The 23,998-nt window shown below is 63.9% G+C and carries 25 protein-coding genes; 13 read left to right on the forward strand and 12 right to left on the reverse strand.

What is annotated here, in order from left to right; translation table 11 throughout:
- Position 1: 1 nt before the first annotated feature.
- From J8F10_RS34165 to J8F10_RS34175, 3 genes are all read right to left on the reverse strand, one after another.
- A complete protein-coding gene (locus tag J8F10_RS34165) occupies positions 2–337 on the reverse strand; it encodes a DUF7660 family protein (protein WP_210661512.1) in 336 nt (111 codons plus the stop codon).
- 72 nt (positions 338–409) lie between these two features.
- Entirely contained in the window at positions 410–958 is a 549-nt protein-coding gene (locus J8F10_RS34170) for a GNAT family N-acetyltransferase (RefSeq protein ID WP_315854215.1), read from the reverse strand.
- A gap of 203 nt (positions 959–1,161) precedes the next feature.
- Positions 1,162–3,660, reverse strand: a complete 2,499-nt coding sequence (locus J8F10_RS34175) for a TolC family protein (protein WP_210661514.1) — start codon at positions 3,658–3,660, stop codon at positions 1,162–1,164.
- 343 nt (positions 3,661–4,003) lie between these two features.
- Between J8F10_RS34175 and J8F10_RS34180 the strand changes: the two genes are divergently transcribed.
- Positions 4,004–4,219, forward strand: coding sequence for a hypothetical protein (locus tag J8F10_RS34180; RefSeq protein WP_210661516.1), 216 nt, complete (start codon positions 4,004–4,006; stop codon positions 4,217–4,219).
- A gap of 17 nt (positions 4,220–4,236) precedes the next feature.
- On the opposite strand, the gene J8F10_RS34185 is transcribed toward J8F10_RS34180, so the two are convergent.
- Positions 4,237–4,659, reverse strand: a complete 423-nt coding sequence (locus J8F10_RS34185) for a holo-ACP synthase (RefSeq protein ID WP_210661518.1) — start codon at positions 4,657–4,659, stop codon at positions 4,237–4,239.
- Between the two features lie 230 nt (positions 4,660–4,889).
- Here J8F10_RS34185 and J8F10_RS34190 point away from each other — a divergent pair, with 230 nt between their 5' ends.
- The 4 genes from J8F10_RS34190 to J8F10_RS34205 all read left to right on the forward strand — a co-directional run bounded on the left by J8F10_RS34190 (position 4,890) and on the right by J8F10_RS34205 (position 10,261).
- Positions 4,890–7,148: an ATP-dependent helicase gene (locus J8F10_RS34190; protein WP_210661520.1), complete on the forward strand. Its 2,259-nt coding sequence runs from the start codon at positions 4,890–4,892 to the stop codon at positions 7,146–7,148.
- Between the two features lie 457 nt (positions 7,149–7,605).
- A complete protein-coding gene (locus J8F10_RS34195; protein ID WP_210661522.1) occupies positions 7,606–8,148 on the forward strand; it encodes a YceI family protein in 543 nt (180 codons plus the stop codon).
- A gap of 21 nt (positions 8,149–8,169) precedes the next feature.
- Positions 8,170–9,168 (forward strand): hypothetical protein, encoded by a 999-nt coding sequence (locus J8F10_RS34200; protein ID WP_210661524.1) that lies wholly within the window; start codon positions 8,170–8,172, stop codon positions 9,166–9,168.
- A 235-nt stretch (positions 9,169–9,403) separates the two neighbouring features.
- A complete protein-coding gene (locus tag J8F10_RS34205; RefSeq protein ID WP_210661526.1) occupies positions 9,404–10,261 on the forward strand; it encodes a sugar phosphate isomerase/epimerase family protein in 858 nt (285 codons plus the stop codon).
- A gap of 49 nt (positions 10,262–10,310) precedes the next feature.
- On the opposite strand, the gene J8F10_RS34210 is transcribed toward J8F10_RS34205, so the two are convergent.
- The 5 genes from J8F10_RS34210 to ispG form a co-directional block, all read right to left on the reverse strand.
- Entirely contained in the window at positions 10,311–12,374 is a 2,064-nt protein-coding gene (locus J8F10_RS34210) for a sensor histidine kinase (RefSeq protein ID WP_210661528.1), read from the reverse strand.
- An 85-nt stretch (positions 12,375–12,459) separates the two neighbouring features.
- The gene (locus J8F10_RS34215) at positions 12,460–13,155 is read right to left on the reverse strand and encodes a response regulator transcription factor (RefSeq protein ID WP_315854216.1); all 696 of its coding nucleotides are present in this window, start codon (positions 13,153–13,155) and stop codon (positions 12,460–12,462) included.
- A gap of 230 nt (positions 13,156–13,385) precedes the next feature.
- Positions 13,386–13,940, reverse strand: a complete 555-nt coding sequence (locus J8F10_RS34220; RefSeq protein ID WP_210661530.1) for a hypothetical protein — start codon at positions 13,938–13,940, stop codon at positions 13,386–13,388.
- Positions 13,937–14,392, reverse strand: coding sequence for a hypothetical protein (locus tag J8F10_RS34225; protein ID WP_210661534.1), 456 nt, complete (start codon positions 14,390–14,392; stop codon positions 13,937–13,939). Before J8F10_RS34225 ends, J8F10_RS34220 begins: the two co-directional genes overlap by 4 nt.
- A gap of 50 nt (positions 14,393–14,442) precedes the next feature.
- Positions 14,443–15,633 (reverse strand): flavodoxin-dependent (E)-4-hydroxy-3-methylbut-2-enyl-diphosphate synthase, encoded by a 1,191-nt coding sequence (gene ispG / locus J8F10_RS34230; RefSeq protein ID WP_210661536.1) that lies wholly within the window; start codon positions 15,631–15,633, stop codon positions 14,443–14,445.
- A 717-nt stretch (positions 15,634–16,350) separates the two neighbouring features.
- Here ispG and J8F10_RS34235 point away from each other — a divergent pair.
- The 5 genes from J8F10_RS34235 (at position 16,351) to J8F10_RS34255 (ending at position 20,084) form a co-directional block, all read left to right on the forward strand.
- The gene (locus tag J8F10_RS34235; protein ID WP_315854245.1) at positions 16,351–17,391 is read left to right on the forward strand and encodes an outer membrane protein assembly factor BamB family protein; all 1,041 of its coding nucleotides are present in this window, start codon (positions 16,351–16,353) and stop codon (positions 17,389–17,391) included.
- 88 nt (positions 17,392–17,479) lie between these two features.
- The gene (locus tag J8F10_RS34240) at positions 17,480–18,637 is read left to right on the forward strand and encodes an AAA family ATPase (protein ID WP_210661540.1); all 1,158 of its coding nucleotides are present in this window, start codon (positions 17,480–17,482) and stop codon (positions 18,635–18,637) included.
- Positions 18,638–18,709: 72 nt separating this feature from the next.
- Positions 18,710–19,126, forward strand: coding sequence for a DUF6941 family protein (locus tag J8F10_RS34245; protein ID WP_390891157.1), 417 nt, complete (start codon positions 18,710–18,712; stop codon positions 19,124–19,126).
- Positions 19,123–19,461 carry a hypothetical protein gene (locus J8F10_RS34250; RefSeq protein WP_210661544.1) on the forward strand — a complete coding sequence of 113 codons (339 nt, stop codon included), beginning with the start codon at positions 19,123–19,125 and terminating at the stop codon, positions 19,459–19,461. Before J8F10_RS34245 ends, J8F10_RS34250 begins: the two co-directional genes overlap by 4 nt.
- A 368-nt stretch (positions 19,462–19,829) precedes the next feature.
- Positions 19,830–20,084, forward strand: a complete 255-nt coding sequence (locus J8F10_RS34255; RefSeq protein ID WP_210661546.1) for a hypothetical protein — start codon at positions 19,830–19,832, stop codon at positions 20,082–20,084.
- A gap of 17 nt (positions 20,085–20,101) precedes the next feature.
- Here J8F10_RS34255 and J8F10_RS34260 read toward each other — a convergent pair whose 3' ends face one another.
- The 3 genes from J8F10_RS34260 to J8F10_RS34270 form a co-directional block, all read right to left on the reverse strand.
- Positions 20,102–20,611, reverse strand: coding sequence for a four-helix bundle copper-binding protein (locus J8F10_RS34260; protein ID WP_210661548.1), 510 nt, complete (start codon positions 20,609–20,611; stop codon positions 20,102–20,104).
- Between the two features lie 79 nt (positions 20,612–20,690).
- Positions 20,691–21,860: a hypothetical protein gene (locus J8F10_RS34265; protein ID WP_210661550.1), complete on the reverse strand. Its 1,170-nt coding sequence runs from the start codon at positions 21,858–21,860 to the stop codon at positions 20,691–20,693.
- 166 nt (positions 21,861–22,026) lie between these two features.
- Positions 22,027–22,200 (reverse strand): hypothetical protein, encoded by a 174-nt coding sequence (locus J8F10_RS34270; protein WP_210661552.1) that lies wholly within the window; start codon positions 22,198–22,200, stop codon positions 22,027–22,029.
- Between the two features lie 328 nt (positions 22,201–22,528).
- Here J8F10_RS34270 and J8F10_RS34275 point away from each other — a divergent pair, with 328 nt between their 5' ends.
- The 3 genes from J8F10_RS34275 to J8F10_RS41020 all read left to right on the forward strand — a co-directional run bounded on the left by J8F10_RS34275 (position 22,529) and on the right by J8F10_RS41020 (position 23,951).
- Positions 22,529–22,966, forward strand: a complete 438-nt coding sequence (locus J8F10_RS34275; RefSeq protein ID WP_210661554.1) for a hypothetical protein — start codon at positions 22,529–22,531, stop codon at positions 22,964–22,966.
- Between the two features lie 67 nt (positions 22,967–23,033).
- Positions 23,034–23,558 carry a dihydrofolate reductase family protein gene (locus J8F10_RS34280; RefSeq protein ID WP_210661556.1) on the forward strand — a complete coding sequence of 175 codons (525 nt, stop codon included), beginning with the start codon at positions 23,034–23,036 and terminating at the stop codon, positions 23,556–23,558.
- Positions 23,559–23,597: 39 nt separating this feature from the next.
- Entirely contained in the window at positions 23,598–23,951 is a 354-nt protein-coding gene (locus J8F10_RS41020; protein ID WP_210661558.1) for a zinc ribbon domain-containing protein, read from the forward strand.
- Positions 23,952–23,998: the final 47 nt, after the last annotated feature.

Below are 23,998 nucleotides of genomic sequence, written 5' to 3' on the forward strand. Positions count from 1 at the left end.
ACTATTGTGTGTCCCGGCCCGCGTAGTAGCTCTTGCACAGAAACAGGAACGCGGCAAATGCCGGCCAGGTCGGTTGGGCCGGGAAGTCCGCATCGGCACCCGGGAAGTCGGTGCCCCCCGATCCGAGGTGTTCCACCCAGTCCGCGCCGGAGTCCAAAAAAGTGCCGAGATCGAGGTTTTCCCAGAGACCGGAGTATGGGCTCGGGTGGTCGGAACACGCCATTCGCCCGTTCGGGGCGCAGCGGCGATAGTCTGCGGCCAGTGCCCGCACAAATTGCAGGAACGAGACCCGGTCGTGAACCGTCGCCGGATCGAGTGGGTCCGTGGCGTCTGACATGCACGCCAGTTTACTGGTCGGTCGACATGGCCGCTACCACTTCCGCGTTTAAGCGGCCATCACTTTCAGCGATCAGGAAAGTGGTCGGGTCATGCGCACGAGTGGGAGCACTTCGCCATCGGGCAGTTTCTGGGCGCTCCGCTCGACGGGCGCGAACCCCAGCGCGAGATACAGCGGCTCGCCCGGCAGCGTGGCCATGAGTTCCAGAGTGCGGAAGCCGGCCCGGGTCGCATCGGCCGCACAGCGCTCGAATAGCTGCCGGGCCAGTCCGCGGCGCGCCCATGAGGGGTGTACGAAGAACGCCCGGACGCGGGCCGGTTCGGTCGCCGGGTCCAAAAGCGGGTCGTCGGCACCTTTCATCTGGTCGCCGCCGTAGAGCGTTCGGCGTTGGCTCCATCCGCCCGCGGCAATCAGTTCCCCGCCCTCGCTTTCGATGACGAAATAGGTCCGATCCGCGATCAATTGCGTATCCGGCCCGAAGACGTAGCGGAGCGCGCTCTCGATTTGTGCCGGAGTGTAGTAGTTCGCGCCGAGCGCCCGCACGGATTGGTCGATGAGCTCGCACAATCGCAGCAGATCTGCGGTCGTCGCGAGCCTCAATGGAAGTGCGATGTTCTCCACAGTGTTTCCCCACCGATTTCCGTCCGACGTGCGGACGTCTCACTCTACTGCGTCCCGTTATCTATTTTACTCGCGCATGCCCTTCCTGCTTTTGGAGCAGGTTCCGTGATCGGCGGTCACCAAAAGTCTGGCCCACAAATGCGAACGAGGCGCCCAAAAGGGCGCCTCGTTCTAACTCCACGCTTCTTCGATCAGATCCACACTTACTGCCCGCCCGGGAGTGCCGGGAGTGTCGGCGGGATCGCGGGCAGCGGCGGACCGGACTGGCTTGCTCCACCGATCGGCTTGCTCGCGTCCGGTAGGGGCGGGAGCGTGACGCGCTCGCCGGGCTTGAAGTAGTCTTCCGAACCCGGGTTAGCACTGGCCCCGGGCGGGATGGTTGGGGTTGCGGGTGCTCCCGTACCATTTACTGCAGGGCGGTACGGCGTCGGCTCGGGGATCGTCGCACGCCCGGTGGCGCGGAAGTAGTCCCCGCCCGAGTTGCTGCCCGTGCCGGTCACGGGCGGCGTGTTGCTACTGATCGGGCGCCCGCTCGGCAGCGGCGGGAGCTGGACCCGGCCGCCCGGTTGGAAGTATTCCGGCGCCGGGTTCGTGGTGCTGGTTCCGGTCGGCCCGAGCCGCAGTGCCCCCGGCGTGCTCGGGGCTTTGGGCTCCGGCATCGCCGGGAGCTCTTCCGGTACCGCATCGCGCTTCTCGGCGAACGGCGGCAGTTGGATCAGCGACGCGGTACCGCCCGCTTGCGAGATCGGGTGCCCACCGGCCGCGACCCCTCCGGCCGGGAGCGGTTGCTCGCGCAACTTGATGGCCGCTTCGGTCCGCTCGCGGATGTGGTCCTTGGCCCGCTTGGAAACCCATGGCGGTAGTTGCCCGTCGCCGACGGACACATTATTGTACGGCTGAATCGTGCCCTTTGCCCACTCGAACTGAGCTAAGGCAATGTTGTAGTCGGCCACGGCCCTCGTCTCGGCCGCGATCGCCGCCGCCAACTGCTGCTGCACGGTCAGGTTGCTGAGGAAGTCCTCGGCACGCGGCCCCTCAATCAGCAGGGCCGCCTTGATCCGCGCGACGTACCGTTGGAGGGACTCGCGCTCGGCCCGGGCCGGGGCAATTTCCGTGTGCGTCTGGATCACGCGCCGGTACTGGAGGATCAGGAATTCGATGGACTTCAGTTCGAGGTCCCGGAGCTGGATGTAGCTCTTGGACATGTTCAACTGTGCCTGGCGCACCAGCGCGTTGGCGTCGCGGAACCCCAGCGGCATGTCGAGCCGCAGCCCGAGGGTCCAACTGTTGAACCGGTTATCGATGAAGTTGCCGAACGCATTCCCGGGGCTGGTATTGCCGTTGGCGCCGAAGTCCTCTGCGCGCCCGTCGAGCCGCGTACCGAGGCCGGCCATGTCGTATTGGGCGAAGGACCGCAGGTCGGGCCGGCGCAGGTTCTTTTGGAGCAACAAATCGAGTTGCCGGAACTTCACGTCCTGGCGAGCGAGTAGCAGGTCGGGGCGGTACGCGATGGCGTCATTAGCCGACTCCTGGAAGTCCGGCTTGTAGGGCGCGAGGTTCGGCTCGTCGATGGGAACGAGTCGGACGCCGTCGTCGCTCCGCAGCCCGATGTGGCCGCGCAACTGGCGCTCGCTCTCGAGCACCTGCCCGCGGGCCTGATACACCTGGCGCCGGAACCGCTCGAACTGGGCCTGGATCTGGTCCAGGTTCTGCGGGCGCAGCGCCCCGGCCTCGACGCGAAGGTACGTGTACCGGTAGCCCTCGAACGCTTGTCGGAGGCCCTCTTCCTGGGCGTACAGGTTGTAGTACGCCGCGTAGAGGTTCCAGTACGCCGCTTCGACGTTCAGGAGCATGTAGTTGACTAAGATGTCGAAGTTGGCCCGCGTCTGGTCGAGCCGCAGGCGCGTGAGCAGGATGCCCTCGGTCCCGACCCCGGTCGACTGGACGCCCTGGAGCAGCAGGCTCCCGGGGTGCGAGGGGGAGAGTTGGTTCATCTCCACCCCGAACAGCCGCAACAGCGGCTGTTCAACCGTGAGCTGCACGCGCGGCGTGTAGTTCGGGTTGACCAGGCTCGTCTGGTTCGCGGAGCTCTGCGAGAACTTCGAGTAGTCGGTGCTGAACGTGATACCGGCCACGCCGCCCGTGGGCAGCGGCTTCGCGAGCGTGCTGCTGAACGTGGCCGCGTCGCGGGACTGCTGGAACGAGAGGAACTGGGCCGCGACCGGTTGGTCGATCTTCTGCCACTGCATCGAGGTGATCCAGCGCGCGTCGAACTTGCTCACCGAGCGCTCGATTTCCGCGGTGGCGATGGCCGGGTCGATGGCGAACGCGCGGATCGAGTCCGTGCCGCTGACGTTGCGCCCGGCGAACGACTCGGCCTGCTCGTTCTTGAACCCGGGGTTGCTCGGCGCCTGGCTGCCCACGTTGCCCTGCTCGAGCGCGAGCGCGGCGCACTCGCGGAGCGTCATGTGGCGCGGCGGGCGCACGAAATCGATGACCGTAGTCGTCGACCCGCTCAGCTTGTCGACCTGCCCCGGGGCGATCGCGCCGTGCGGGTTCGCCTCCAGCGACGCCGGCAGCTTCAGCGAGGCCGCGTCTTTGTAGTCCGCGGGCTCCATAAACAGTTGCTGCTTACACCCACCGGCGGCGGAAACAGTTAGTGCCCCGGCGAGCGCCCGCTTGAACCATCGGCTCCGGCTCATGTGTGTTCCCCGCTCCACCCCTGGACCCGCGACAACCCGATCGAACCGTTCGCCCGCGTTTGCGAGCGGCCCCAGTCAATTCGGACGGGCATCCTCACCATCCCATCGACGGTACAGGCGGAAGTATTTAGCTAGTCTGCCAGTCGAACCGGAGATTTTTTTGGTTCCGCGTTAAGTTCCGGGCGATGCCGCGAGATGGCGAGGATTCGCGTTCGAGGAAAGTGGGGCGGGGCGGCTCACACGGGGCGGTCTGGGCGCCCGCGCTTGAGATGTTCTGCCCTTTGAGTTAGGCTTGAGGTGAGCCGGTCCGTCACATCACGCAACGTTTAAAGGAGCCGCACCAATGGAGCAGCCCGCCAGCAACGAATTGAAGCAGAGCCGGATGACCGAGTTCATGAAACTGCTGCCGCTCACGATGGAACTGGCCGGGTTGCCGAAGGCGGACCCCGCCCGCCCGTTCACATCCGACCAGATCGAGGGCCGGGTTATGAGCGTCCGTACAGCGTTCAAGGCCGCCCGTGCGCTGCTGAAAGAAGTGGGGGAGACGGGGGCACTGTAGCGCGCCCCTTGGCGCCGTTAGTCATCCAGGGCCGTGTCTTCTGGCACTAGCGGGCCGGCGGCGCGGCTCGCGATGGCGGTCGCGGTGGCGAAGGTACGGCAGAACGCCATCGTGAGCAGAACGTGGTTCACGCCGCGGGCCGTCATCAGCTCGCGGGTCGCCCCGCTGACCACCGCGTGCGGCGGGGTCCCCGTGTCGCAGAAAACTTCCACATCCGTCCAATTCGTCCCGCGTTTCCAGGTCGTGCCGAGCGCGCGGAACACGGCTTCTTTCGCGGCCCAGAGCGCCGTGTATTGTTCAGTGGTTTGCCGTTTCGTATTGCAAAACCGCACTTCCCGGTCGGTATAGACCTGTTTCAAGAAGGCGTCGGCGTGTTCGTCGAGCAACTGACGCACCCGCGCGCACTCCATGACTTGAGTGCCGAGGCCGAGTATTTCCATCGTCCCTCCGGCGAATTCTGATGCGGGGAAGGCGCCGGTTCTGGCTGACCTTCGCACGCCCGGTGCGAGCCGGTAGAATTCGCAGTTGAAGAACCCTTCCCCAGCCCCTTCCAAAAGAGGAGGGCCGAAACCGCTCTCGGGTTTTCTTCTCTTTCCTTTTTGTAGGAAGGAGAGCCGGGGGACGGGTTTTCTGTCATTGTTGTGCGGAAGAAATTCAGGAAGGACTCGCCATGTCCGCTTCAAACGACGACCTGCTCGCCGACCTCACCGACGACCAGCGGGCGGCGGCGACACACGGCGAAGGTCCGCTCCTGATCCTCGCGGGCGCGGGCAGCGGTAAAACGCGCGTGATTACGCGCCGGGTCGCGTACCTGCTCCGGTCCGGCGTGCGCGCGAGCAGCATTCTAGCGATCACGTTTACGAACAAGGCCGCCAGCGAGATGAAGAACCGCGTCGAGAAATTGGCGCCGGGGAACCGGGTGTGGGTGAGCACGTTCCACAGCCTCGGCGCGCGCCTCTTGCGCCAGTACGCGGACCGTCTCGGGTTCGACCGTAATTTCACCATTTACGACGTGGACGACCGCAACAAGTTGGTGAAGGACGCGCTCGAAGCGAGCGGCATGGACAACGTGAAGTTCAGCCCGGAGCGCGTCGGCGGCGCGATCAGCAAGGCGAAGAACCAGCTCCTCACCCCGCCGCAGTACGAGCGCACCGCGACGGACTTCTTCCAGCAGGTCGTGGGGAAGGTGTACCACGGGTACGAGAAGCGGCTCCGCAACGCCAACGCGATGGACTTCGACGACCTGCTCTACCTCCCCGCGATGGCGCTCAAGACGAATGAAGAGTTGCGGGCCGAACTCGATGCGCGCTTCAAGTACGTGCTCATCGACGAGTACCAGGACACCAACTCCGCGCAGTACCAGATCGTCAAGCAACTCAGCCTGAACTACCCGAACATCTGCGTGGTCGGCGACCCTGATCAATCGATTTACAAGTGGCGCGGGTCGGACATCAAGATCATCCTGGATTTTGAACGCGACTTCCCGAACTCGCGCACCATCACCCTGGCGCAGAACTACCGCAGCACGAAGTCGATCATTCACGCGGCCAGCGTGCTCATCGATCACAACAAGCAGCGGAAGAAGAAAGACCTCGTCACCGACAACCCGCAGGGCGAACCGGTCAAAGTGATTACGTTCGACAACGGTCTCGACGAGGCCGAGGGCGTCGTTCTGCGCATCAAAGAGGCCGCGAAGAGCGGCACGTTCAAGTACCGCGACCACGCGATTTTCATGCGCATCAACGCGCTCACCCGGTCGCTCGAAAGTGCCTTCGTTAAGCACGGCGTCCCGTTCCAGATCGTGAAGGGGCTGGCGTTCTTCGAGCGCAAAGAGAACCGCGACGTGCTCGCGTACCTGCGCCTGCTCGCGAACCCGCAGGACACTGTGAGCTTTCTCCGCGTTGTGAACGAGCCCGGGCGCGGGATCGGCAAAGTGTCGCTGGAGAAGCTCCAGTCGTTCGCGGCGGATCAGGAGATCGGGCTGCTCGCCGCGGCCGGACAGGTGGCGAAGATCACGGAGATTCGGGGCAAGGCCGTGAGCGGCCTGCGGGACTTCCACCGGATGATGTCGGACCTGCGATCCCGGCTCGCCCTCCCGCCGCACGAACTCGTTCAGCTCGTGCTGGAGAAGTCGGGGTACGAGGCCATGTTGCGCGATTCGACCGACGAAGACGACGCAGAGCGGCTCGCGAACGTGGGCGAACTCGTCACCGCCGCGAAGCAGTTCTGGGACGAGGACAACACCCGTACCATCACGGACTTCCTCGAACAGATCACGCTCGCGTCGGACCTGGACGGCTGGGACGAACAGGCCGACCACGTCTCTGTGATGACGCTGCACGCATCGAAGGGGCTGGAGTTCCCGGTCGTGTATGTCCTCGCTGTGGAAGAGGGCTTGTTGCCGCACGAGCGGAGCATGGGCCGCGACGACGAAATCGAAGAAGAGCGCCGACTGTGCTTCGTGGGCATGACGCGCGCGATGAAAGAACTGTACTTGTGCCACGCCCGGATGCGGGAGTTCCGCGGGCAGTTGAACTACTGCATCCCGTCCGGGTTCCTGCAGGAACTGCCCCGCGACGTGCAGTTCATCGACCCGTCGATGGCCCGCAACGCCGCGCGCACCGCGGCCGACGAATGGCGCTTGAAGGCGAGTTCGGCCGCGAAGGACTGGGCCGATACCGGCGCGCGGCCGTTCATCCCGTCAAAGAAGCCGAACTCGGACCTGAAGCCTTCCATCCCCGACGCGCCGGATACGGGACTCGCGGTGGGGGTACTGGTACAGCACGAGGAGTTCGGCCTGGGTAACGTGACGGATGTAAGTGGCTACGGCGCCCTGCGCCGCGTGAAGATCCGCTTCCCCGCACACGGCGAGAAGATCTTCGCGGGCGACAAGATCCGGCTCAAGGTGGTCGGTCGCAAGAAGGCGTAGCGAAAGGCCGAAATCCGCCGCGGATAAACGCAGATAACACGGATCAAGACAGAAGACAGATTGGCCACAAAAAGGCACAAAGGGCACAAAAGAAGAGAGCAGAGGACAGAGTTCAGAAGATAGAGAACAGCTTTGGGGTTTAGCCCCTATCGGGGCTGAATCAAAGTGTGCGATCTTGGCCTTCTGATATATGCCTTCTTCTTTTGTGCCCTTTGTGCCTTTTTGTGGCCGTTCTGCCTTTGTTGACCTCTGTCTTCTGCCCTCGGATTTCTGTTCCTCTGTTCTCTGTCTTATCCCACTATCCTAGTTTCCGATGTGAAATTCTGTTGTAAGCCCGCGCCCCTCGCTCGGTAGCTGAGTACACTTCCCACGACCGCGCACGTCACTGCGGTCGTGAGTCGCCGGTTACTCGGACCGGCGGATCGGTTCCCGTCTCTTCAACGCGGAGAAGTTGACCATGCCCCGGATTCTGATCGCGCTCAGCCTCGTCGCCGCCCTTGCGATCCCCGCGAGCGCCGCGGACACGAAGTACGCCCTCACCGGCGACAACACGAAGGTCACGTTCGTCGGGAAGAAGCCCGACGGCAAGCACACCGGCGGGTTCGGCAAGCTCACCGGGTCCGCGACCATCGCTGGCGGTGACCCCACGAAGCTCGAGGTCACGGTGGACATCGAAACGGAGTCGATCTTCTCTGACGACGCGAAACTCACCGGGCACCTCAAGAACGCGGACTTCTTCGACGTCAAGAACCAGCCGAAGGCCACGTTCAAATCGACGAAGGTGGAGAAGGGTACGGCGGGCTACACCGTCACCGGCGACCTGACGCTCCTCGGCAAGACCAAGTCGGTCAGCTTCCCCGCGACCATCACCGAGAAGGACGGGAAGCTCGAAGTCGCCGCGACGTTCGCCATCGACCGCACGCAGTGGGGCATGAAGTACGGCCAGGGCAAGATCGACGACAAGGTCGATCTGGGCATCAAGGTCGAAGCGAAGAAGTAAGCAACTGAGGAGTTCGTTCCGATGCCCCCGCCACCCCCACTCAAAGACGTACTCGAAGCCCTGTATCACGCGGTACTCCCGAGCGCGGGCGCGGCCGCGCTCGTCCTGGGCGCGTTCCTGGCAGTGGGGCGGTGGCGGGCGGCGGCGCTCGGGTCCGCGGTGGCAGTTGTGGTCGCGTTCATGTGCGGCAACTTCGCGCTGCCGAAACTGTCACTGGAAGACCCGGCGCCGACGTGGGAGAACACGTACCGCGTGCTCCTGTGGGAGCCGCTTGAAACATCCCCGTGCGAGCAATGGTTGCCGCGTGTGGCGCTCGTGCTGGTCGCGGTCGGGTTGTTGACGCGCTGGCTCGGTTTGGCCGTGAGTCGGGCGGTACCCGAGCGGGCGTGGTGGACCGCGAACCTACTCGTGTGGCTCCCGCGCATCGCGGCCGTTTATTACGTCAGTGCGTGGCTCGTTATGGGGAACGCGGCGGCCGATCCCAAGTGGGCGCCCCTGCGGTGGGAACTGGTCGCATCGATGGTGTTCGTTTGGCTCGTTCTCGACGGCCTCGCGCGGGGCGGAGCGAGCGCGGAAATCTCTCTCTACCTGACCGCGATCTTCTACGCCGGAGCCGGGGTGCTCCTCTACTCGGAAAACGCGCAGTTCATGGAGGTCGCGGTGATAATCGGGTCCGCGATGTTCGGAATCGCGGTCGTTACCCTCATTGTGCCCGCGCGCGAAGACGGCGCGAGGGCGATCGTGAGCGGCGCGATTCCGGCCGCGGTCGCGTTCCTGCCCGGGTTGCTCCTCGGTACGCGGCCCTCGCACAACGAAACCAAAGTCCCCGTACTCTCGTTCTGGCTCGTGGCGCTCGCGCCGCTGATCCTTTCACCGTTCCTCGTTCCGCGGGTGAGCCGTCAGAACCGGTGGCTCCAACTCGCGCTCCGTGTGGCCCTAATCCTGGTGCCGATTCTGGTCGCGGTGCTCCTCGCCGGACAGCACGAGAAGCTCCCGTATGAGAAAGAGGCGGAGTGGTAGGGCATTCTGGGAAGTTCGGGCGAACGGCCGGTGTAAGCCGGCCGGTGGCGCTATCCTGAGTGAGCTTGCGCTGTGCTGGCGAGCCGCCGGTACCTAGAAGCACCAGCCGGCTCACACCGGCCGTTCGCCTTTGTCTTGTTAATCCTGTCAAAAACGGCTCCGTGGTCCCACCAGCCGTTCGCCCGGGCCTTCTCATACACTACCGGCACCAACCAACCCGTTTCGGTGCTGATCCATGTTTACTTTGTCCGCATTCGCCGATGAGATCTCGCCCGACCCGCGCGAACAGGTCGCGGTTCTGAAGGCGAGCCGCGTCCGGTTCATCGAGTTCCGGTCGATCCACAAGACCAACGTGCTGAGCCTCACCGACGACCAGATTAGGGAGTTCAAGGCGCTCATCGACGGCGAGGGCATCGGCCTTTCCGCGATCGGTTCGCCTATCGGTAAGGTCGCAGTGGACGCCCCGTTCGAGCCGCACCTCGATAAGTTTAAACGCGCCATCGAACTGTGCGGCGTGCTCGGCACACGCGGCGTCCGCGTCTTCAGTTACTACCCGCCCGGCAACGACCCGAACTTCGACCCGGCGAACTGGCCCGCCCACCGCGCGGAAGTGATTCGGCGCATGGGTGTGATGGCCGAGATCGCAGCGCAGAACAACGTCGTGCTGTTTCACGAGAACGAGCACCGCATCTACGGCGATTCACCGGACCGCGTCGCGGACATTCTCGGCACCGTCAACAGCCCGGCACTCCGTGCGGCTTACGACGCGGCCAACTACACTTACGGCAACTTCGACCCGGTCGAAGGATGGGAGAAGACGAAAGCGTACACGTCGCACTTTCACATCAAGGATTGGAAGCGCGGCGGTCACGCGGCCGGTCACGAGTACGGTGTGATCGCGGGTACCGGCGACGGGAACGTTGCGCACAGTATCCGCGGCGCGGTCGCAATGGGCTATAAGGGGTTTGCTGTGATGGAACCGCACCTGCGCGGCGGCGGGCCGACGGGGGGAATTACGGGACCGGACCTGTTCCCGTATGCGACCGACGCCTTCCGCGCCGTTCTCCGCGATTGCGGTGGTGCCGAGGGGTGAGCGCTTCACGCGGTGCCAATCGTGGCACCGCGTCGGATCACACAGTTGTTTACGACCCGGTGGGAACCACATCACGGGGCGCTTTCACGCGCGTGGTGGTGGACGGGCTCGGTTCGTTGGTGGGTGTCGGGAGCGTGACGCGGAACGTGGTCCCGACGCCCGGTTCGCTTTCCACTTCGATCGAGCCGTTCAGTCGCGCCACGTACTCCTTCACGATGGCGAGCCCCAACCCGGCGTGAACCCCGGTGGCGTGGCGCGACGAGTCCGCACGGTAGAACCGCTCGAAGATGCGCTCCCGCACGTCGGGCGCCATGCCGATGCCGGTGTCGCGCACCTCGAGCACGGCGGTTTCGCCCGCGCGCCGCACGGTCAGTTCGATCGTGCCGTCCGGGTTATTGTACTCGATCGCGTTGTGGAGCAGGTTCATCAACACTTCGCGGAGTTTGCCGGGATCGGTGTCGATCGCCACTTCGTCGGTGTTGACCGCGACCGAGAGGTTGTTCGCGGCCGCGAGCGGGCGGATCACCGCGGCGCACCCGACCGCGAGTTCGCCCGCGTCGGTGCGCGCGATGTGCGTGTGGTCGTTGCCCGCGTCGAGCGAGGCCAGCGTCATGATCCGTTCAACTAACTGCCCCAGTTGTTTCGAGATCAACCGGCACTCTTCGAGGGTGGTCCGGTACTGCTCGGGCGTGCGCGGCTTGCGGAGGGCGACGTCGATGGTGGCGAGGAGGGACGCGATGGGCGTGCGGAGCTCGTGCGAAATATCGGCCACTGCCTGTTTCTCCCGTTCAAAAGCCCGCTGGAGGAGGGTGAGGGTCTGCGTGATGCGGGCGTGGATGGGGGCCAGTTCGCGGCCCAGCTCGTTCGCGACAACGGGCAGGCGAAAATCTTTTTCGGAAACCTGGCTGACGGCCTCAGAAAGCACCCGGAGCGGGGCCAGCCCGCGGGCGACGAAGAACCACCCGCCGAGCACCAGCGCGGCGAACGTGCCGGCGCCGATCAACATGAGGCGCCCGCGGAACTGCGCGAGTTCCATGCGCGTCTCGGTCCGCACGCGCTCCAGTTGCTCGTCCCGTGCGTGCTGATCGGCCGCGAGGCGCGCGTCGAGATCTGAGTACGGGCGTATCGTTTGAACGACCGCGCGCAACGCCATGTCCGCGCCGCCGCGCCACGGCGGGTACGGCGAGAACCGGGCGAGTACGGCAGGAGCGGGCGGGGACGGCAAGAGCACCCAAAAACCGATCGGGCGCCCGCCCGCCAATGTGCCCGTGACGACGCGCCGGCACTCGCCCAATCTGGGCAGGGTGTCGTCCACCAACTTGGGTTCCAATTCCTCGGTCGGTTCCAGGAACGCGGCGTCCAGGGAGAGGTCGCCGTGAATCCCTTCCGATCGGATGACCGCGATGTTCCGCCCGGGGCGATTCGGGTACGTGGCTACCAGCGTGATCTGGAACTGGTACGGGAACGGGTGGTCGTCGTCGGTGAACGCCTTCCGGAACGCTTCTTGAACCCGAACTACGAGCCGCGGGCCGTCGAACTCCACCCAGTTCGGGTACGGGTAGAGCCGTCGGGTGTCACCGCCCCCGCCCCGGAGGATTGGTTCAGTTGCCGCCGCTGGTGCGAGATACGACCAGAGGGTTGGGCCGGGAACGTTCCTCAATAACCCGAGGCGCAAACTGTACTGGCGGGCCTCGTCTTCGGACGCTTTCAGCGGTGGTTGTGGCTCCGCACGCGGCCCGGGGCCACCCGGCCCGCCCCCGGGCGGGCGGCGCGATTCCACATTGTGGCCGAGAACCGCGCCCCCAATTTGGACCGCGACCTGCTCCGTCGGTGTGAGCCGGCGCAGCGGCTCCGTTTGGCCCAGGAGCGGCCCGAGTTTGTAAAAGACTTCCTTCGCGAGTGCCTTCGATTCGGCCATCAGGTCCGCATCGAATTTCGCCTTCGCTTCTTGGTGGCGCACTTTAAAAGCGTGCTCGATGTTGTCCGACTCGGATTTTTCTCTCGCGCGGATCGCGTCGACCGCGAACCGGTCGACGAGTACGCCCACCGCGCCCAGTGCCAGTGCGAGCAGTACCAGCAGGTAACCCAGCAGCGAGCGCCGGATCGAGCGCATGGGACACCAGAGGGAGAGCGATGGGAATGAAGCGAGGCACTGCGGTCGGTCCGGCCGCAGCGCTACCGATCACCCTTTGTCATTTTCAGACTTTCAGTGGGGGCGGATCGTCGTCGCCGCGGAGCATGTACCCCTCACCCCAGCGGGTCAGGATTAGTGGTGGATCGAACCCCTTATCGACTTTGTTCCGCAGGTACCGAATGTACACGTCCACGACGTTCGACGTGTTCTCGTCGTACTCGTCGTAGAGGTGCTCCCAGATCATGCTCCGGGTCACCACCTTGCCGCGGTGGAACGCGAGGAACTCCAACAGGGCGTACTCGCGCGGCGTGAGTTGGACGGACCGCCCGGACCGGCGCACCGCGCGCGCCGCGGTGTCGATCTCCAGGTCGTAGCACCGCAGCACGGGGTCTTTTTGCTGGTGCCCGCGCCGGATCAGTGCCCGCAACCGGGCGAACAGTTCGTCCATCTCGAACGGTTTGGGGAGGTAATCATCGGCCCCCGCGTCCAGCCCGGTCACCTTGTCGTTGGTTGTGGTTTTTGCGGTCAGCATCAGGACGTGTGTGTTAATACCGGAGCCGCGCCACCTCTTTAACAGAGTTAATCCGTCGACCTTTGGCAGCATCACGTCGAGCACGACCACGTCGTAGGACGTGCTCCGGCACTTCACGTCCGCCTCTTCGCCATCGGTCGCGACGTCGACGGCGAACCCTTCCTCTTCCAGCCCTTGTCGTAAGGCTTTGACGAGGGGCTGGTGATCTTCAACGAGCAGCACGCGCACGGGTTCACCCTCCGGCAGGAATACCCCACCTGGATATTTGAGTTTACTCACTCCCGATGAAGTGGGTATGAGAAATGAAACGTGAAACGCGCGCAGAACTCACCACGAAAAACGTTATGAGAGCTTGTCCGGCTTCTTCAGAACCTGCCGGATACGCGGGCCACGATGGTGCCCATAAGCTCGGCCAAAACGGTCCGCAATGAGTCGCGTAAAAGAACCCGGGAACCGCCCTATTCGGACGCGGGAGGCGCGGGCGGGTCTTTCGCCCAGTCGGGCGCGACACTCTCCGGCCACATGGGGCCGAACACGTCCGGCGGTATCACTGTGTCATCGGTCCATTTGTTTTGCTTCGCGAGCAACTTCAGCCGGTCGAGGTCGCGCCGGATGCAGAGCAGTTGGCGCCGGATCGGTGTCGCGGTGGTTGCGGCAGCGAGTATCAGTGCCGCGGCCGCTTCCGGCGCCGCAGCCCCCGCGCGCAGTCGGGCCACACGAGCGGCACAGCGCGCGGCGAATGCTTCGCGCGCGGTTCGAGGCAGCGATGCCACTTCTTCGGATGCGGGCACCAGTGGCCGGTTTTCGGAAGAAGTAACAGCGCCTTGTTCTACAGGTGTCAACTCGGCGCCCGGCTCGAGTAACGTCCATTCGGGGCGCGGAATGAGCTGCCCACGGCTCTTCGCCGGCGGCATCGGGTAGGAGTAAATGAGTGGACCGGCTTCGCCCTCGTGGAACGACTCAGCGCCGGATTGCGGAACGACGCGCTGGTTTTTCCTGTTCCGCCGCTTCATGGCTGCCTCTCGATGCGGATGAACTCGCTTCGGACCGGGCGGCTCTCGCGGCCCCAAGGCCGATTCAGTTCGACCAGCAGTTGAAACTCGTACTGCCCGGTGCCCGGAAATATCAACGGTCGGACGGGCCACGCGGAACTGATGACGGGGTGCCGGTCCGAGAAGCGGACCGACCCGAGTGATCGGCCCCCGATCCGCCTCACGCCTTCGGGCGCATCGTGCCAGTACACGTCGAGCGAAAAAGTTCGGAAGCCGTTGATTGAACCGACGAGATAGAACCGCGCGTACACCCAAAATTCGAGATTCTCGAACGGGAACTCCGTATCCGGCGGAACCGAGTACCAGTAACCGACCCGTTCGAGGGTTCGTAGCGTTTGTAGCCCCGGTGCGCCGTCCCACGCGGCATTCAGGCACGCGATAAAGTGCTGCACGTGGATCTTCGGCCGGGCCATCGGGCGACCTCCGACACTTCAGTTTACACGACCGCACCGGCGCCCGGAAGTCACGCGGTCACGACCGGCAGTTTGCGCCGGCCGATGCCCTCCGCGTCGGTGGTCTTCGGGATGCGGTGCTGGTTCTCGGTTTCCCAGCGGGCCAACTCTTCCATGAGGGCGTCCACGATCTCCGCTTCCGCGACGCGGCGAACCATTTCGCCGTTACGGAAGATCATGCCCTGCCCGTTGCCCGCGGCGATACCGATGTCGGCCTCGCGCGCTTCGCCCGGCCCGTTCACAACGCACCCGAGCACGCTGATCTTCACGGGCAGGCGCTTGCCGCTTAGCCGACCTTCGAGTTCCGCGATGATTTTTTCCAGGTCGATCGCGAGGCGCCCGCAGGTGGGGCACGCGATCAGTTCCGGCCGGCGCACGCGGCGCTGGGTGGCCTGCAGTATGTCGAACGCGGCAGCGATTTCCGGGACCGGGTTACCCAACAGCGAAATGCGAATGGTGTCACCGATGCCGTCGAGCAGGATCGGCGCGAGACCCGCAGCGGATTTCGTGACCGCGTAGGGCGGCTTGCCCGCTTCCGTGATGCCGATGTGGGTGGGGTAGTCGCACATTTTGGCGAACAGGCGGTACGCTTCGACCGCAACCAGCACGTCGCTCGACTTCAGTGACACGATGATGTCGCGGAACCCCTCGCTCTCGGCCGTTTCGATGTGGCGCAGCGCGCTCTCGACCATCGCGGGCGGGCAGGGGAACTCGTACTTCTCGCACAGGTCGCGCTCGAGGCTCCCCGCGTTCACCCCGATCCGCATCGGGATGCCTTTATCTTTCGCCTTCCGCACGACCTGGCGGAAGCGCTCTTCCGTTCCGATGTTGCCCGGGTTGATGCGGATCTTGTCGATGGGGTGATCGAGCGCGGAGAGCGCCATCTTGTAGTCGAAGTGGATGTCGCAGATGAGCGGGATGCCGATCTTCTGTTTGATCTGCGTGAGCGCCCCCGCGTCTTCCGGTTTCGGCACGGTCACGCGGACGAGTTCGCACCCGGCCTCTTCCAGTGCGTGAATCTGCTTGATCGTGCCTTCCACGTCGAACGTGTCGGTGGTCGTCATCGACTGCACTGCGACCGGGTTCGATCCGCCGATGACGACGGAACCGACCTTCACCTCGCGAGTTTTGTGGCGCGGTTTGCCCGGAACCTTCTGGGCCGTTTCGAGCACGCTCAGGTCGAAGCGCGAGCCGGTGGTCATCGGTAATCCTCTACGTCCTGGGAAGTTACTCCTCATGCTAATTGAGTAACCGCAAATGCGGCAACGCCAACACCGGGCTTGGCCTTTACGCCCGCGGCCCGCGGTGACCATAATTCGCGCTGGAATATAGATCCCGGAGGGCGAACGATGAGTGCGTTCAGGCGTTGGCGCGTGCCCGGTATCGTGTGTGTTGGTCTGCTATCTGTGTTGGCGCTGAGTAGCGGGGGCACGTTACCTCAACCGACCGCACCAGTGCCCCCGGCGCGGGTCGCTACCGTTCCGCGTGCGGAGCGCAAACTCAACGTGCCCGAGCCTTCAGTGGCGGTGAGCGTGCTTCCCATTGCTACCAGTGCCCAGCAGCAACCGCTGACGCCCACAACATCCGGGGCGGCATTGCCTTCGATTCCGTCGTCAGTATTCCCTCCCCCTCAGTTCGGCCCCACCACTCCTCCCGCGGTTATCCCCGCCCCAATGGGTGTATTGCCACCCGGACTGCCGGGTCCAACGGTGATTCCGTTAGCCGCGGGGGCAGTGAGCCCCCCAATGCCGTCGGCCGGGGGGCTTCCTGATTTTTCCGTACCCGCGCACCCATCCGGTCCAACTCCACCCGCGAAGCCGCCCGAACTAGCGGAACCCGGGATCACTGAACCCGTTGTGACGGTTCACCGCTTCGATGGAAAGTATCTCTGTTGTGACCGCGAGCGCGCCTTGGTCTACGTGCAAGTCGGTCAAGATAAAGCGGAGATCCAGAGTCGCCCGTTCGCGAACGCGATCCCGGCGGCCGACGTCAACGCGAAGAGCGACGTGAAGCGGGTCGAAGTGCCGGCCGGCGATACAGTTTCGCACAACGGGAAAGTGTTCCTCAGCACGGCGCGCGAGCTTCTCGTGATCGACACTGAGTGCCGCATCGACTGGCGGTTCGTGTTGCCCGGCAAAGCGGACAACGGCGAGCAGTTACTCGGTGCCGTGGGGTTTCACGACGGGAAGGTGTACCTCGCGAGCCGAAACGAATCGAAGGGCAGCACAGCAGAGAAGACCGGTCGCGTGTACATGCTAGATGTGGCAACCGGCCGGCAAACCGGGTTTGACATCGTGCGCGGCGGGTTCGGCGATCAGCCCAAGTTCTCTTCGAGAGCGGGCGTCGTTTACGCGATCAGCGCGACGGGCGTGATTCGCTACAACGCGGTCGAACAGCGGCAATCTTGGACGACCAAACTCACCTCGACGGAACCGCACCCGGCGGCCGACGTCGATTACCTCTTCGCGACGCTGGCCAACGGGTTCGGCGCGGTTCACGGTGCGAGGGAAACTGTGTTACTGGGTTCTTCTCAGGCGACCGCGCCCGCGACCCCGTTTGGCACCGTTCGCGCGCACGGTCTGCTCGCTCCGACGCGCAATGCCGCGAATGTATGCTCCTTGGTGCTGTTCAAATACGATGTGCTGGAGAACCGGTCCCAGGTCTGGCGGCTCCCGGTGAAGGACGCGATTACCACCGCGCCCGTGATTCACGGAGACAGCGTGTACTTTGTTTCGGGTGCCGTGGTGTACCGCGTGAGTGCCGCGACGGGCGCCGTGTGCTGGAAGCAAACTGTTTCGTTGAACGCCAACGAGTCCCTCACGGACCTCGCACTCGTGGACGGCGAATTGCGCGCGTCCGGCGGCGGAGTTCTGGTGCGAGTCGCGGACCGAGTCGACCCGAAACCGCAACAGATCTTCAATTTCGGTGGAGGGTTCGGCACCCTGTGGGGCTCCAAGTGACGGTTTCGCGGATTCGCCCGCCGCGAACCCGTGTGTAGAATGAGGTGTCGTTGACACCCCCCCTACACGCCGGGCCGCCCACAACCGCATGACACTCGAACAATACACCGCGAACCACCGGTACGTCCTCGACGCGGTGGCGAAGGCCACCGGGATCACGGACCCGGTGGCCTTCGTCCCCAGTGGTCTCTACTACCCACTGCTCCAGAACGCGATCCGCGGACCGCTCCTCCCGCTCGACGGCGTGCTCACACGCGACTGGATCGGCGTGAGCCGCAAGTATTGGCCCGGGATGCAGTTCGGCATCCGGCAGTACAGCATCGAGGGGATCACCTTCGCGCGCTGCGTGGCCCCGTTCGGGGCGTCCGGGAGCTACGACTTCTTCGTCGTCGCGAAGGGCGATTACCTCAAACTGTTCCGGCAGGCAATCAAGTCGCACCGCACGAAAGAACCCGAGGGTGAAGCACCGGTCCTCCTGAGCGAGCAACTCGAAACGCTCAAACAGAACACACTCGGCTTCCTCGACCGCAAGAACCTCCAACGCATCAAGGAACTGGGCGGGCGCGCGAAACGCGGTATCCTGCTCACCGGCCCGCCCGGTAACGGCAAAACGAGTGCGTGCCGGTGGTTGTGGCGCGAGTGCCTTCGGCTCGGCTATGAGTACCGACTCGTCACGCCCGACACGTACCGGTCGGCACGCGGCTCGGCCGATCCGGTCGAAGCGGTGAAGGAACTGTTCTCGGTCGGGCGCCGCGGGGTGATCTTCTTCGACGACATGGACATTGCCCTGCGCGACCGCAACACCGTCGGCGAGACCGAAGACCAGGCAGTGTTCCTCAGCGCGCTCGACGGCATTGAGGTGAACGAGGGCATCGCCTACGTGTTCACGACCAACTGCTCGATGTCGCTCATCGACCCGGCGTTCAAGCGCCCGGGGCGCATCGACGTGGTGCTGCACCTCGAACCACCGGACGCACCCCTCCGGCGCGAACTCGTCGGCCGCTGGCACGCGGACGTGCAGGCGGGCGTGGCCACAGAGCACGTCGTTTCTCAGACCGCAGGGTTCAGCTTCGCGGAAATCGAAGAGGTGAAGAACCTGCTCATCCTGCTGTTCCTCAACGACGGCAAGTGGGACTGGGACCGGGCGATGGACCAGTTCCGCGAGAACCGCCAGGAACTCGCCGCGCGGAAGTCACGCTCCGTCGGCTTCGGCCCCACGGCCACTGCCAACGGCAGTGGGCACTGATTTGTTTGTATTCAGGCCGCGTGTAAGGGATGATAAACGTACCGGTGCCGCGAGGTGCGGAGATTGGACGCGATGAACCCGGTGAACATTTCGCCCATCGTTCGGCAGTTCATCCCGTGTATGGGCATCAGTTGCGACACCAAGGTTACACCAAACAGGTACACGCTCGACGGCCCGTTCTTCGCGCTTCGCCCGCCGGTTGGTATGGGGTATCCGTTTACCGCAGAAAAATTGTGGGTGCTCTGTCAGTTTTCCGATGCGACCGGCACGCACATGTTTCATCTCGATCTGTCGTTCGATCTAGATACCCGCGTCCGCTCGTTGCGGTCTTTTCACGTGTACATGGGTGAAGACAAGTTGGCTGTGCGCCATTACGCGGTTCCGATTCAGCGGGTTCCGTTTCGTCGGCCCGGAATTTACGAACTCGTTCTTCGCTACGGAGGCGAGGTCCTGGCGCGCGCAGCTATGCGGTTGGAGGATGTGACATGACTTCTGACGAGAAGTACCCAGCCGGAACGCCGATTCCGCATATCGACTCGTTCGAGGTAGTAGAGGCTGATGGCCCCGAGTTGACCGATGAAGAGCGCGCTTGGCCCGTCGTCGCGCTCCAACCGCGGATCGACTCGTTTGAAGTGATCGATCCCGTCGAATCGCAATTGGTGGAGGAACTGGAAGTTGTGATTCGCGTGCGGTGCGCGGCGTCTGCGACTCCGGCCGAAGTCACTGCGTTCGTGGAGCAACTCCGTTCCGCTGTGGAGGGCGTGCGCACTTCCGCGGCGAGTTCGTTCCCGGTGCAAATCAGTTTGCCCACGTCGATAAGTTAGTTACCCGCGGTACGTTTATGCAATTCAAGACGGTTCGCAGTAACCACACTGGCGAGTTTCGGACTCGCGTGAGTTGCGGCGGGCGCAGGATGTGGTTCGACCATTTTAATTACGAGGTTCAGTGCGATCCTACCACGGAAGGTGTCGGATGCTGGTGGAGTTCCGATCCGACGAGAGCGTGCTTCAGTTTTCTGCGCCCGGATATCGAAATCGGTGTGCAACACGGTCGTGCCGAAGCATTCGAGCACGGGGTTCGACTGTGTAGTGCGAGCTTCACTGTTCCGTTCGCGCAGTATCACGACATCGATACGACATCTACTGCTATTCATTTGCGCGTGCGGGATTGCGTATTGGATCACATCCTCCCGTTGACAACGCTCACTACCCCACTTCGCGCCGAGTGGCTCACTTCGGATGTGATCGCGCTGGCGATGGGGATTCGCGCAGATGCGGCGACCGATCGCTACCTGGTTCTGTCGGACGCGCTTCGGGACGCAGGCTGTGAAGACCAACTGATCCACGACCACCTTCAGACGTGCCCGGATCACGGGTCGAGTTGTTGGGTGGTGGAAATGATCCTCGACCAAACGCGACCGGCCGGGACGAACCGGGCCGGTGACTGAGGTGTTGCTCCGCGAACTTACTTCTCGGGCTTGATGGTGTTCTTCATCATGATGCGGCACGCCTTCTCGCACTTTCGGCACTCGTCCATGCACTGTTTCATGATCGGGTCGTGATCGGCGTGCTTTTCGCACGCATCCCCACAGCGTTTGCACGCCTCGACGCACGCGGTACAGATCAGGTCCGAGAACGGTCCGCTCTTGATGACGATCGCGGACGCGGAGGTGCAGATGCTCGCACAGTCCGTGCAGGTGCGCACGGTAGCGAGGTGCTCTTTTTGCCCGTCGACCGCCATTTTCGTGCAGTGAGCCGCGCACAGATTGCACACCCGTGCGCAGTCGTCGCACGCTTTCGCACAGTCCATGAACTGCGACATCTTGGGGTCAACGGCCCGGTCTTCCGCCGGAACGGGCACCGCTGCGGCGGGCGTTTCGACCGGAGGTTTCCCACCGATCGCGACCGCGGTACCCGCGACCGCGAACGAAACCGCCAACAGTCCCAACACCCCGAGCAACTTGGTGTGATTCATGCGCCCCTCGCGTTGAAGACCTGAATGCGCCGCGAGGGCTCGCGGCGCTACGAGGGGACTATCTGCAAACGTCGCGCCGTTAGGCCGCGCGCCGGTCCTCGCGCTTCAGCCACTTTTGCATACCTTCCAATTCCCCGGCCCATTCGTTGCTGAACCGCTTTTGCCCGAAGGCGTCGTAAAGCAGGTCGAGTGTTTCGATGAGCGAGCGGAGCTGGGTCGCGCGGTCGTCGAGCTTACCGCGTGCGTCCGCGCCTTCATCGGGGGGCGGTAACTTCGCGCCGCCGACCCCGAGCGTTTCGGCGTGCAGCGTGAGTTCGTACTGCTCGCTGTGCCGCACGAGCGTGAGGCCCGCTTTGCGCGGGAGCTTGCCACTTTGAATGGCGCGCCGGGCTTCCGGCAAGCGCGACGGGCCTTCGTGCGAAATCGTCTCGTGCCCGGTCTGCCCGCGTGGGCACTCCAGGTTCAGCGTGCGCGCGATCATGAGCGTGACTTCGGAGTTGTCCGCGAGCGTGATCGTGTCGGAATGCACGTCCGTGTAATACCACAGCCACAGCAAAAACTCGTTACCGAGGAAGTCGCGGCTGCTCTCGTCGGCGATCCACGCGACGTCCGTGGGCGTGGTGCCCGGGATGAACAGGCTCGGCGCGGAATCGTCCACCATGCGCGTGCGCGTGTTGATTTCGGCGAGGTGGTACGCGCGCCGGCCGGCGGTCACGCAATCCAGTTCGACGCCGAACGTCTGCTCGAACAGGCTGCATAGTCGGTCCACTTGTGTGAGCGACGTGGCCCCGAACAGTACCTCGTTGGTGAGCCGGTCCCACAGCACCGGGACGCACTTCCGCTTGCGGTAGCGCCCGTCCTTCGATTCCTGTTCAAGCCGGTCGCGCGCCATCTCTTTTGCTTCGCGCTTCTGGCGCGCGCTCGCGAACCCGCTGGGGTTGTCCTTCGAGAGCGCTTTTAGTTCCACGGCGATGTACGCGCGGAGCAGGTCCGCGGGGAGCTTGTCCGTATCGACACGGAGGTCGAACGTGAGCGTGTCGTTGATGATGTTTTTGGCGAGGTCGAAGTCGGTGTCGAGGATGTGTTCGCCCGCGGCCCAGCCGGTTTCAACGCCGTCGGCGGACGCGATCCGCTGGCGCCCGGCTTGGTGGTCGATGAGCCGCGCGAGGTGTTCGTCGTCGAACTGGCGGGGCGCCGGGCCGTTCACCTTGAAACGGAGAAACGTGGCACGTCCGGTGAAGAAGCCCATCGCGCAACCTCCTTGTCGCTCGATCCCGGAACACCGCGCGAGCGCCCGCGCGGCGGCCCTAACCCGCAGCCGGTGCCGCGGGGCGCGTGTGCGGGCCTCCGGCCCACAGCACAAAAAAGAAACCCACCCGAGCGCGTCGGGTGGGTCGGCGGAACGATTGGCGCGGTCACCCGACCAGCACGGCCTCGCTCACTTCCCCATCCCGGCGGCGCATCTCTTCCAGAATGATCGGATGCCAAGCGGTGTCGCGCTCATCAGTGGGCACATAATTTTCGCGCGCCCAACGGCGGAGCCGCAGTTCCTCAATAAAGTCCACTTCGGAAAGTAAGGCACTGCCCATGACTCGACCCTTTCGGTCCATTAGCCCGCATTCGGCGGGCCTCAACGCGCCGCGTTCGCCCCACACAGGCAACGCAGACCGCCGAGGAGAGGTTCTGCCGGTGGTCCGGCAGGGCAAGAGTATTCGCGCAGAAAGTATAGGAACCCCCAGAAGGTCGGCAACGCGCCCGGCGGAATTTATCCAGAAACCGGAACGAATGTTGTCGGGAGGCAAGATGGGCAACTTTTGCGAATCGCCTCACGCGCAAAAGACCGGACACCGAATATCGAAGAATGGCTAAAGTGGCAGCGCTTCAAACGAGTCGGGCGGTTGTGAGCCGGAGGGGAACGTGCGAGCGAGACTCTGGTTGTTGCTCCCGGCCGTGTGCCTATTCGCGGGCGATATTTCCATGACACTCATGGGCCAGCCCGATACCTATTGGGCCGGCGATTACTCCACCGCTGCGGAATACAACCCGATCGCGTACCCGCTACTCGCGCGGCACCCGGCACTGTTCGTCGCGGGGATGCTCCTCTGGTTGGGGCTGTCCGCCGCGCTCGTGTTGTGGTGGCGGCACCCAATCACGGTATGGCTCGCGATGGCGATTGCACTGGGCAGCGCACTCGGCGCGAGTACCTGGCTCGCGCGTCACGGCTCTATCGGGTGGCTCGGCGCGATTGCGTACCTGAGCGTTGCGGCGGTGATTTCACGGGCGTGCTGGCGCCGCGCGATTGTTGTCAACGCGGTACGACGGACGTGGAAAGCGAGACCGGTTGCGGGCGAATAACTCCTCGGGTACCGTGACGCGAGGGATTGAGAACTGCCGCCACTCAGCACCATGCGGGGAGGGGCCGATGCGAAAGATCTGCTACTCGGTCGCGATGAGTTTGGACGGGTTCGTCGCGGGTCCGAACGGCGAAGCCGACTGGATCGTGATGGACCCCGAAATCGACTTCGGGTCCATATTCGCCCGGTTCGATACCGTGCTGATGGGCCGGCGAACGTTCGAGCTCACGCAGGCACAGGGGCACGGCAGTGTAATGCCTGGGGTTAAGTCGGTGGTCGTTTCGCGCACGCTGCGCCCGCAGAACCACCCCGGCGTCACGATCATCAGTGCCGACCTCGGCGGCGCACTGACACAATTGCGGTCCGCGCCGGGCAAAGACATCTGGCTGTTTGGAGGCGGGACACTGTTCCGCAGCGCGCTGGATTTGGGGCACGTGGACACGGTCGAAGTCGCCGTGATTCCCGTGCTCCTCGGCGGTGGCGTTCCGTTGCTACCGCCCGGCGAGGGCCGAACGCGCTTGCGTTTGGTGAGCAGCCGAGCTTACAAAACAACCGGGACTGTTGCACTGGAATACGCCGTCGAACGCTCCTGAATTGTGTTGCGCTTGTATTTTCTCCCGATACGGTGCGCCATGCCGTTGATCGATTGCCCCGCGTGCGGCCATCGGATATCAAGTGAAGCGGTCGCGTGTCCCCAATGCGGGCACCCGAACCGTCCGGCTCAGTCGTCCCCCGCGCCGCAGACCGGGCCGACGTGTTGCCGGTGCTCAGCACTAGCAACGACGCGGTGCCAGGGGTGCAACATGTTCTGCTGCCCGCGCCACGTTCAGTCGATCTACGTCCAACATGGTCGAGGCGGGGCGAACGAACTGCGGTGTCCGAGTTGCTACGAATCTGCAATGACCTTGACGATATTTGGTTTCGTATTTGCGGCGGTCGTCGTAGTTATCATGCTGATCGTCGTAACGGGAATGTCATCACGGTAACCGCCACACGGCGAGTCCTTCCCAAAATCGCTCACGGAGGAGCGGCA

Origin of the sequence: Gemmata palustris, assembly GCF_017939745.1 — a bacterium.
Lineage (GTDB): Bacteria > Planctomycetota > Planctomycetia > Gemmatales > Gemmataceae > Gemmata > Gemmata palustris.

Bases quoted from the DNA above. Each gene is read 5' to 3' on its own strand.
- J8F10_RS34245 (WP_390891157.1), top strand. From the start codon at position 18,710: ATGAACCCGGTGAACATTTCGCCCATCGTTCGGCAGTTCATCCCGTGT.
- ispG (WP_210661536.1), bottom strand. From the start codon at position 15,633: ATGACCACCGGCTCGCGCTTCGACCTGAGCGTGCTCGAAACGGCCCAG.
- J8F10_RS41020 (WP_210661558.1), top strand. From the start codon at position 23,598: ATGCCGTTGATCGATTGCCCCGCGTGCGGCCATCGGATATCAAGTGAA.
- J8F10_RS34200 (WP_210661524.1), top strand. From the start codon at position 8,170: ATGCCCCCGCCACCCCCACTCAAAGACGTACTCGAAGCCCTGTATCAC.
- J8F10_RS34280 (WP_210661556.1), top strand. From the start codon at position 23,034: ATGCGAAAGATCTGCTACTCGGTCGCGATGAGTTTGGACGGGTTCGTC.
- J8F10_RS34265 (WP_210661550.1), bottom strand. From the start codon at position 21,860: ATGGGCTTCTTCACCGGACGTGCCACGTTTCTCCGTTTCAAGGTGAAC.
- J8F10_RS34250 (WP_210661544.1), top strand. From the start codon at position 19,123: ATGACTTCTGACGAGAAGTACCCAGCCGGAACGCCGATTCCGCATATC.
- J8F10_RS34180 (WP_210661516.1), top strand. From the start codon at position 4,004: ATGGAGCAGCCCGCCAGCAACGAATTGAAGCAGAGCCGGATGACCGAG.
- J8F10_RS34175 (WP_210661514.1), bottom strand. From the start codon at position 3,660: ATGAGCCGGAGCCGATGGTTCAAGCGGGCGCTCGCCGGGGCACTAACT.
- J8F10_RS34220 (WP_210661530.1), bottom strand. From the start codon at position 13,940: ATGAAGCGGCGGAACAGGAAAAACCAGCGCGTCGTTCCGCAATCCGGC.
- J8F10_RS34190 (WP_210661520.1), top strand. From the start codon at position 4,890: ATGTCCGCTTCAAACGACGACCTGCTCGCCGACCTCACCGACGACCAG.
- J8F10_RS34185 (WP_210661518.1), bottom strand. From the start codon at position 4,659: ATGGAAATACTCGGCCTCGGCACTCAAGTCATGGAGTGCGCGCGGGTG.
- J8F10_RS34210 (WP_210661528.1), bottom strand. From the start codon at position 12,374: ATGCGCTCGATCCGGCGCTCGCTGCTGGGTTACCTGCTGGTACTGCTC.
- J8F10_RS34260 (WP_210661548.1), bottom strand. From the start codon at position 20,611: ATGAATCACACCAAGTTGCTCGGGGTGTTGGGACTGTTGGCGGTTTCG.
- J8F10_RS34225 (WP_210661534.1), bottom strand. From the start codon at position 14,392: ATGGCCCGGCCGAAGATCCACGTGCAGCACTTTATCGCGTGCCTGAAT.
- J8F10_RS34240 (WP_210661540.1), top strand. From the start codon at position 17,480: ATGACACTCGAACAATACACCGCGAACCACCGGTACGTCCTCGACGCG.
- J8F10_RS34270 (WP_210661552.1), bottom strand. From the start codon at position 22,200: ATGGGCAGTGCCTTACTTTCCGAAGTGGACTTTATTGAGGAACTGCGG.
- J8F10_RS34195 (WP_210661522.1), top strand. From the start codon at position 7,606: ATGCCCCGGATTCTGATCGCGCTCAGCCTCGTCGCCGCCCTTGCGATC.
- J8F10_RS34165 (WP_210661512.1), bottom strand. From the start codon at position 337: ATGTCAGACGCCACGGACCCACTCGATCCGGCGACGGTTCACGACCGG.
- J8F10_RS34205 (WP_210661526.1), top strand. From the start codon at position 9,404: ATGTTTACTTTGTCCGCATTCGCCGATGAGATCTCGCCCGACCCGCGC.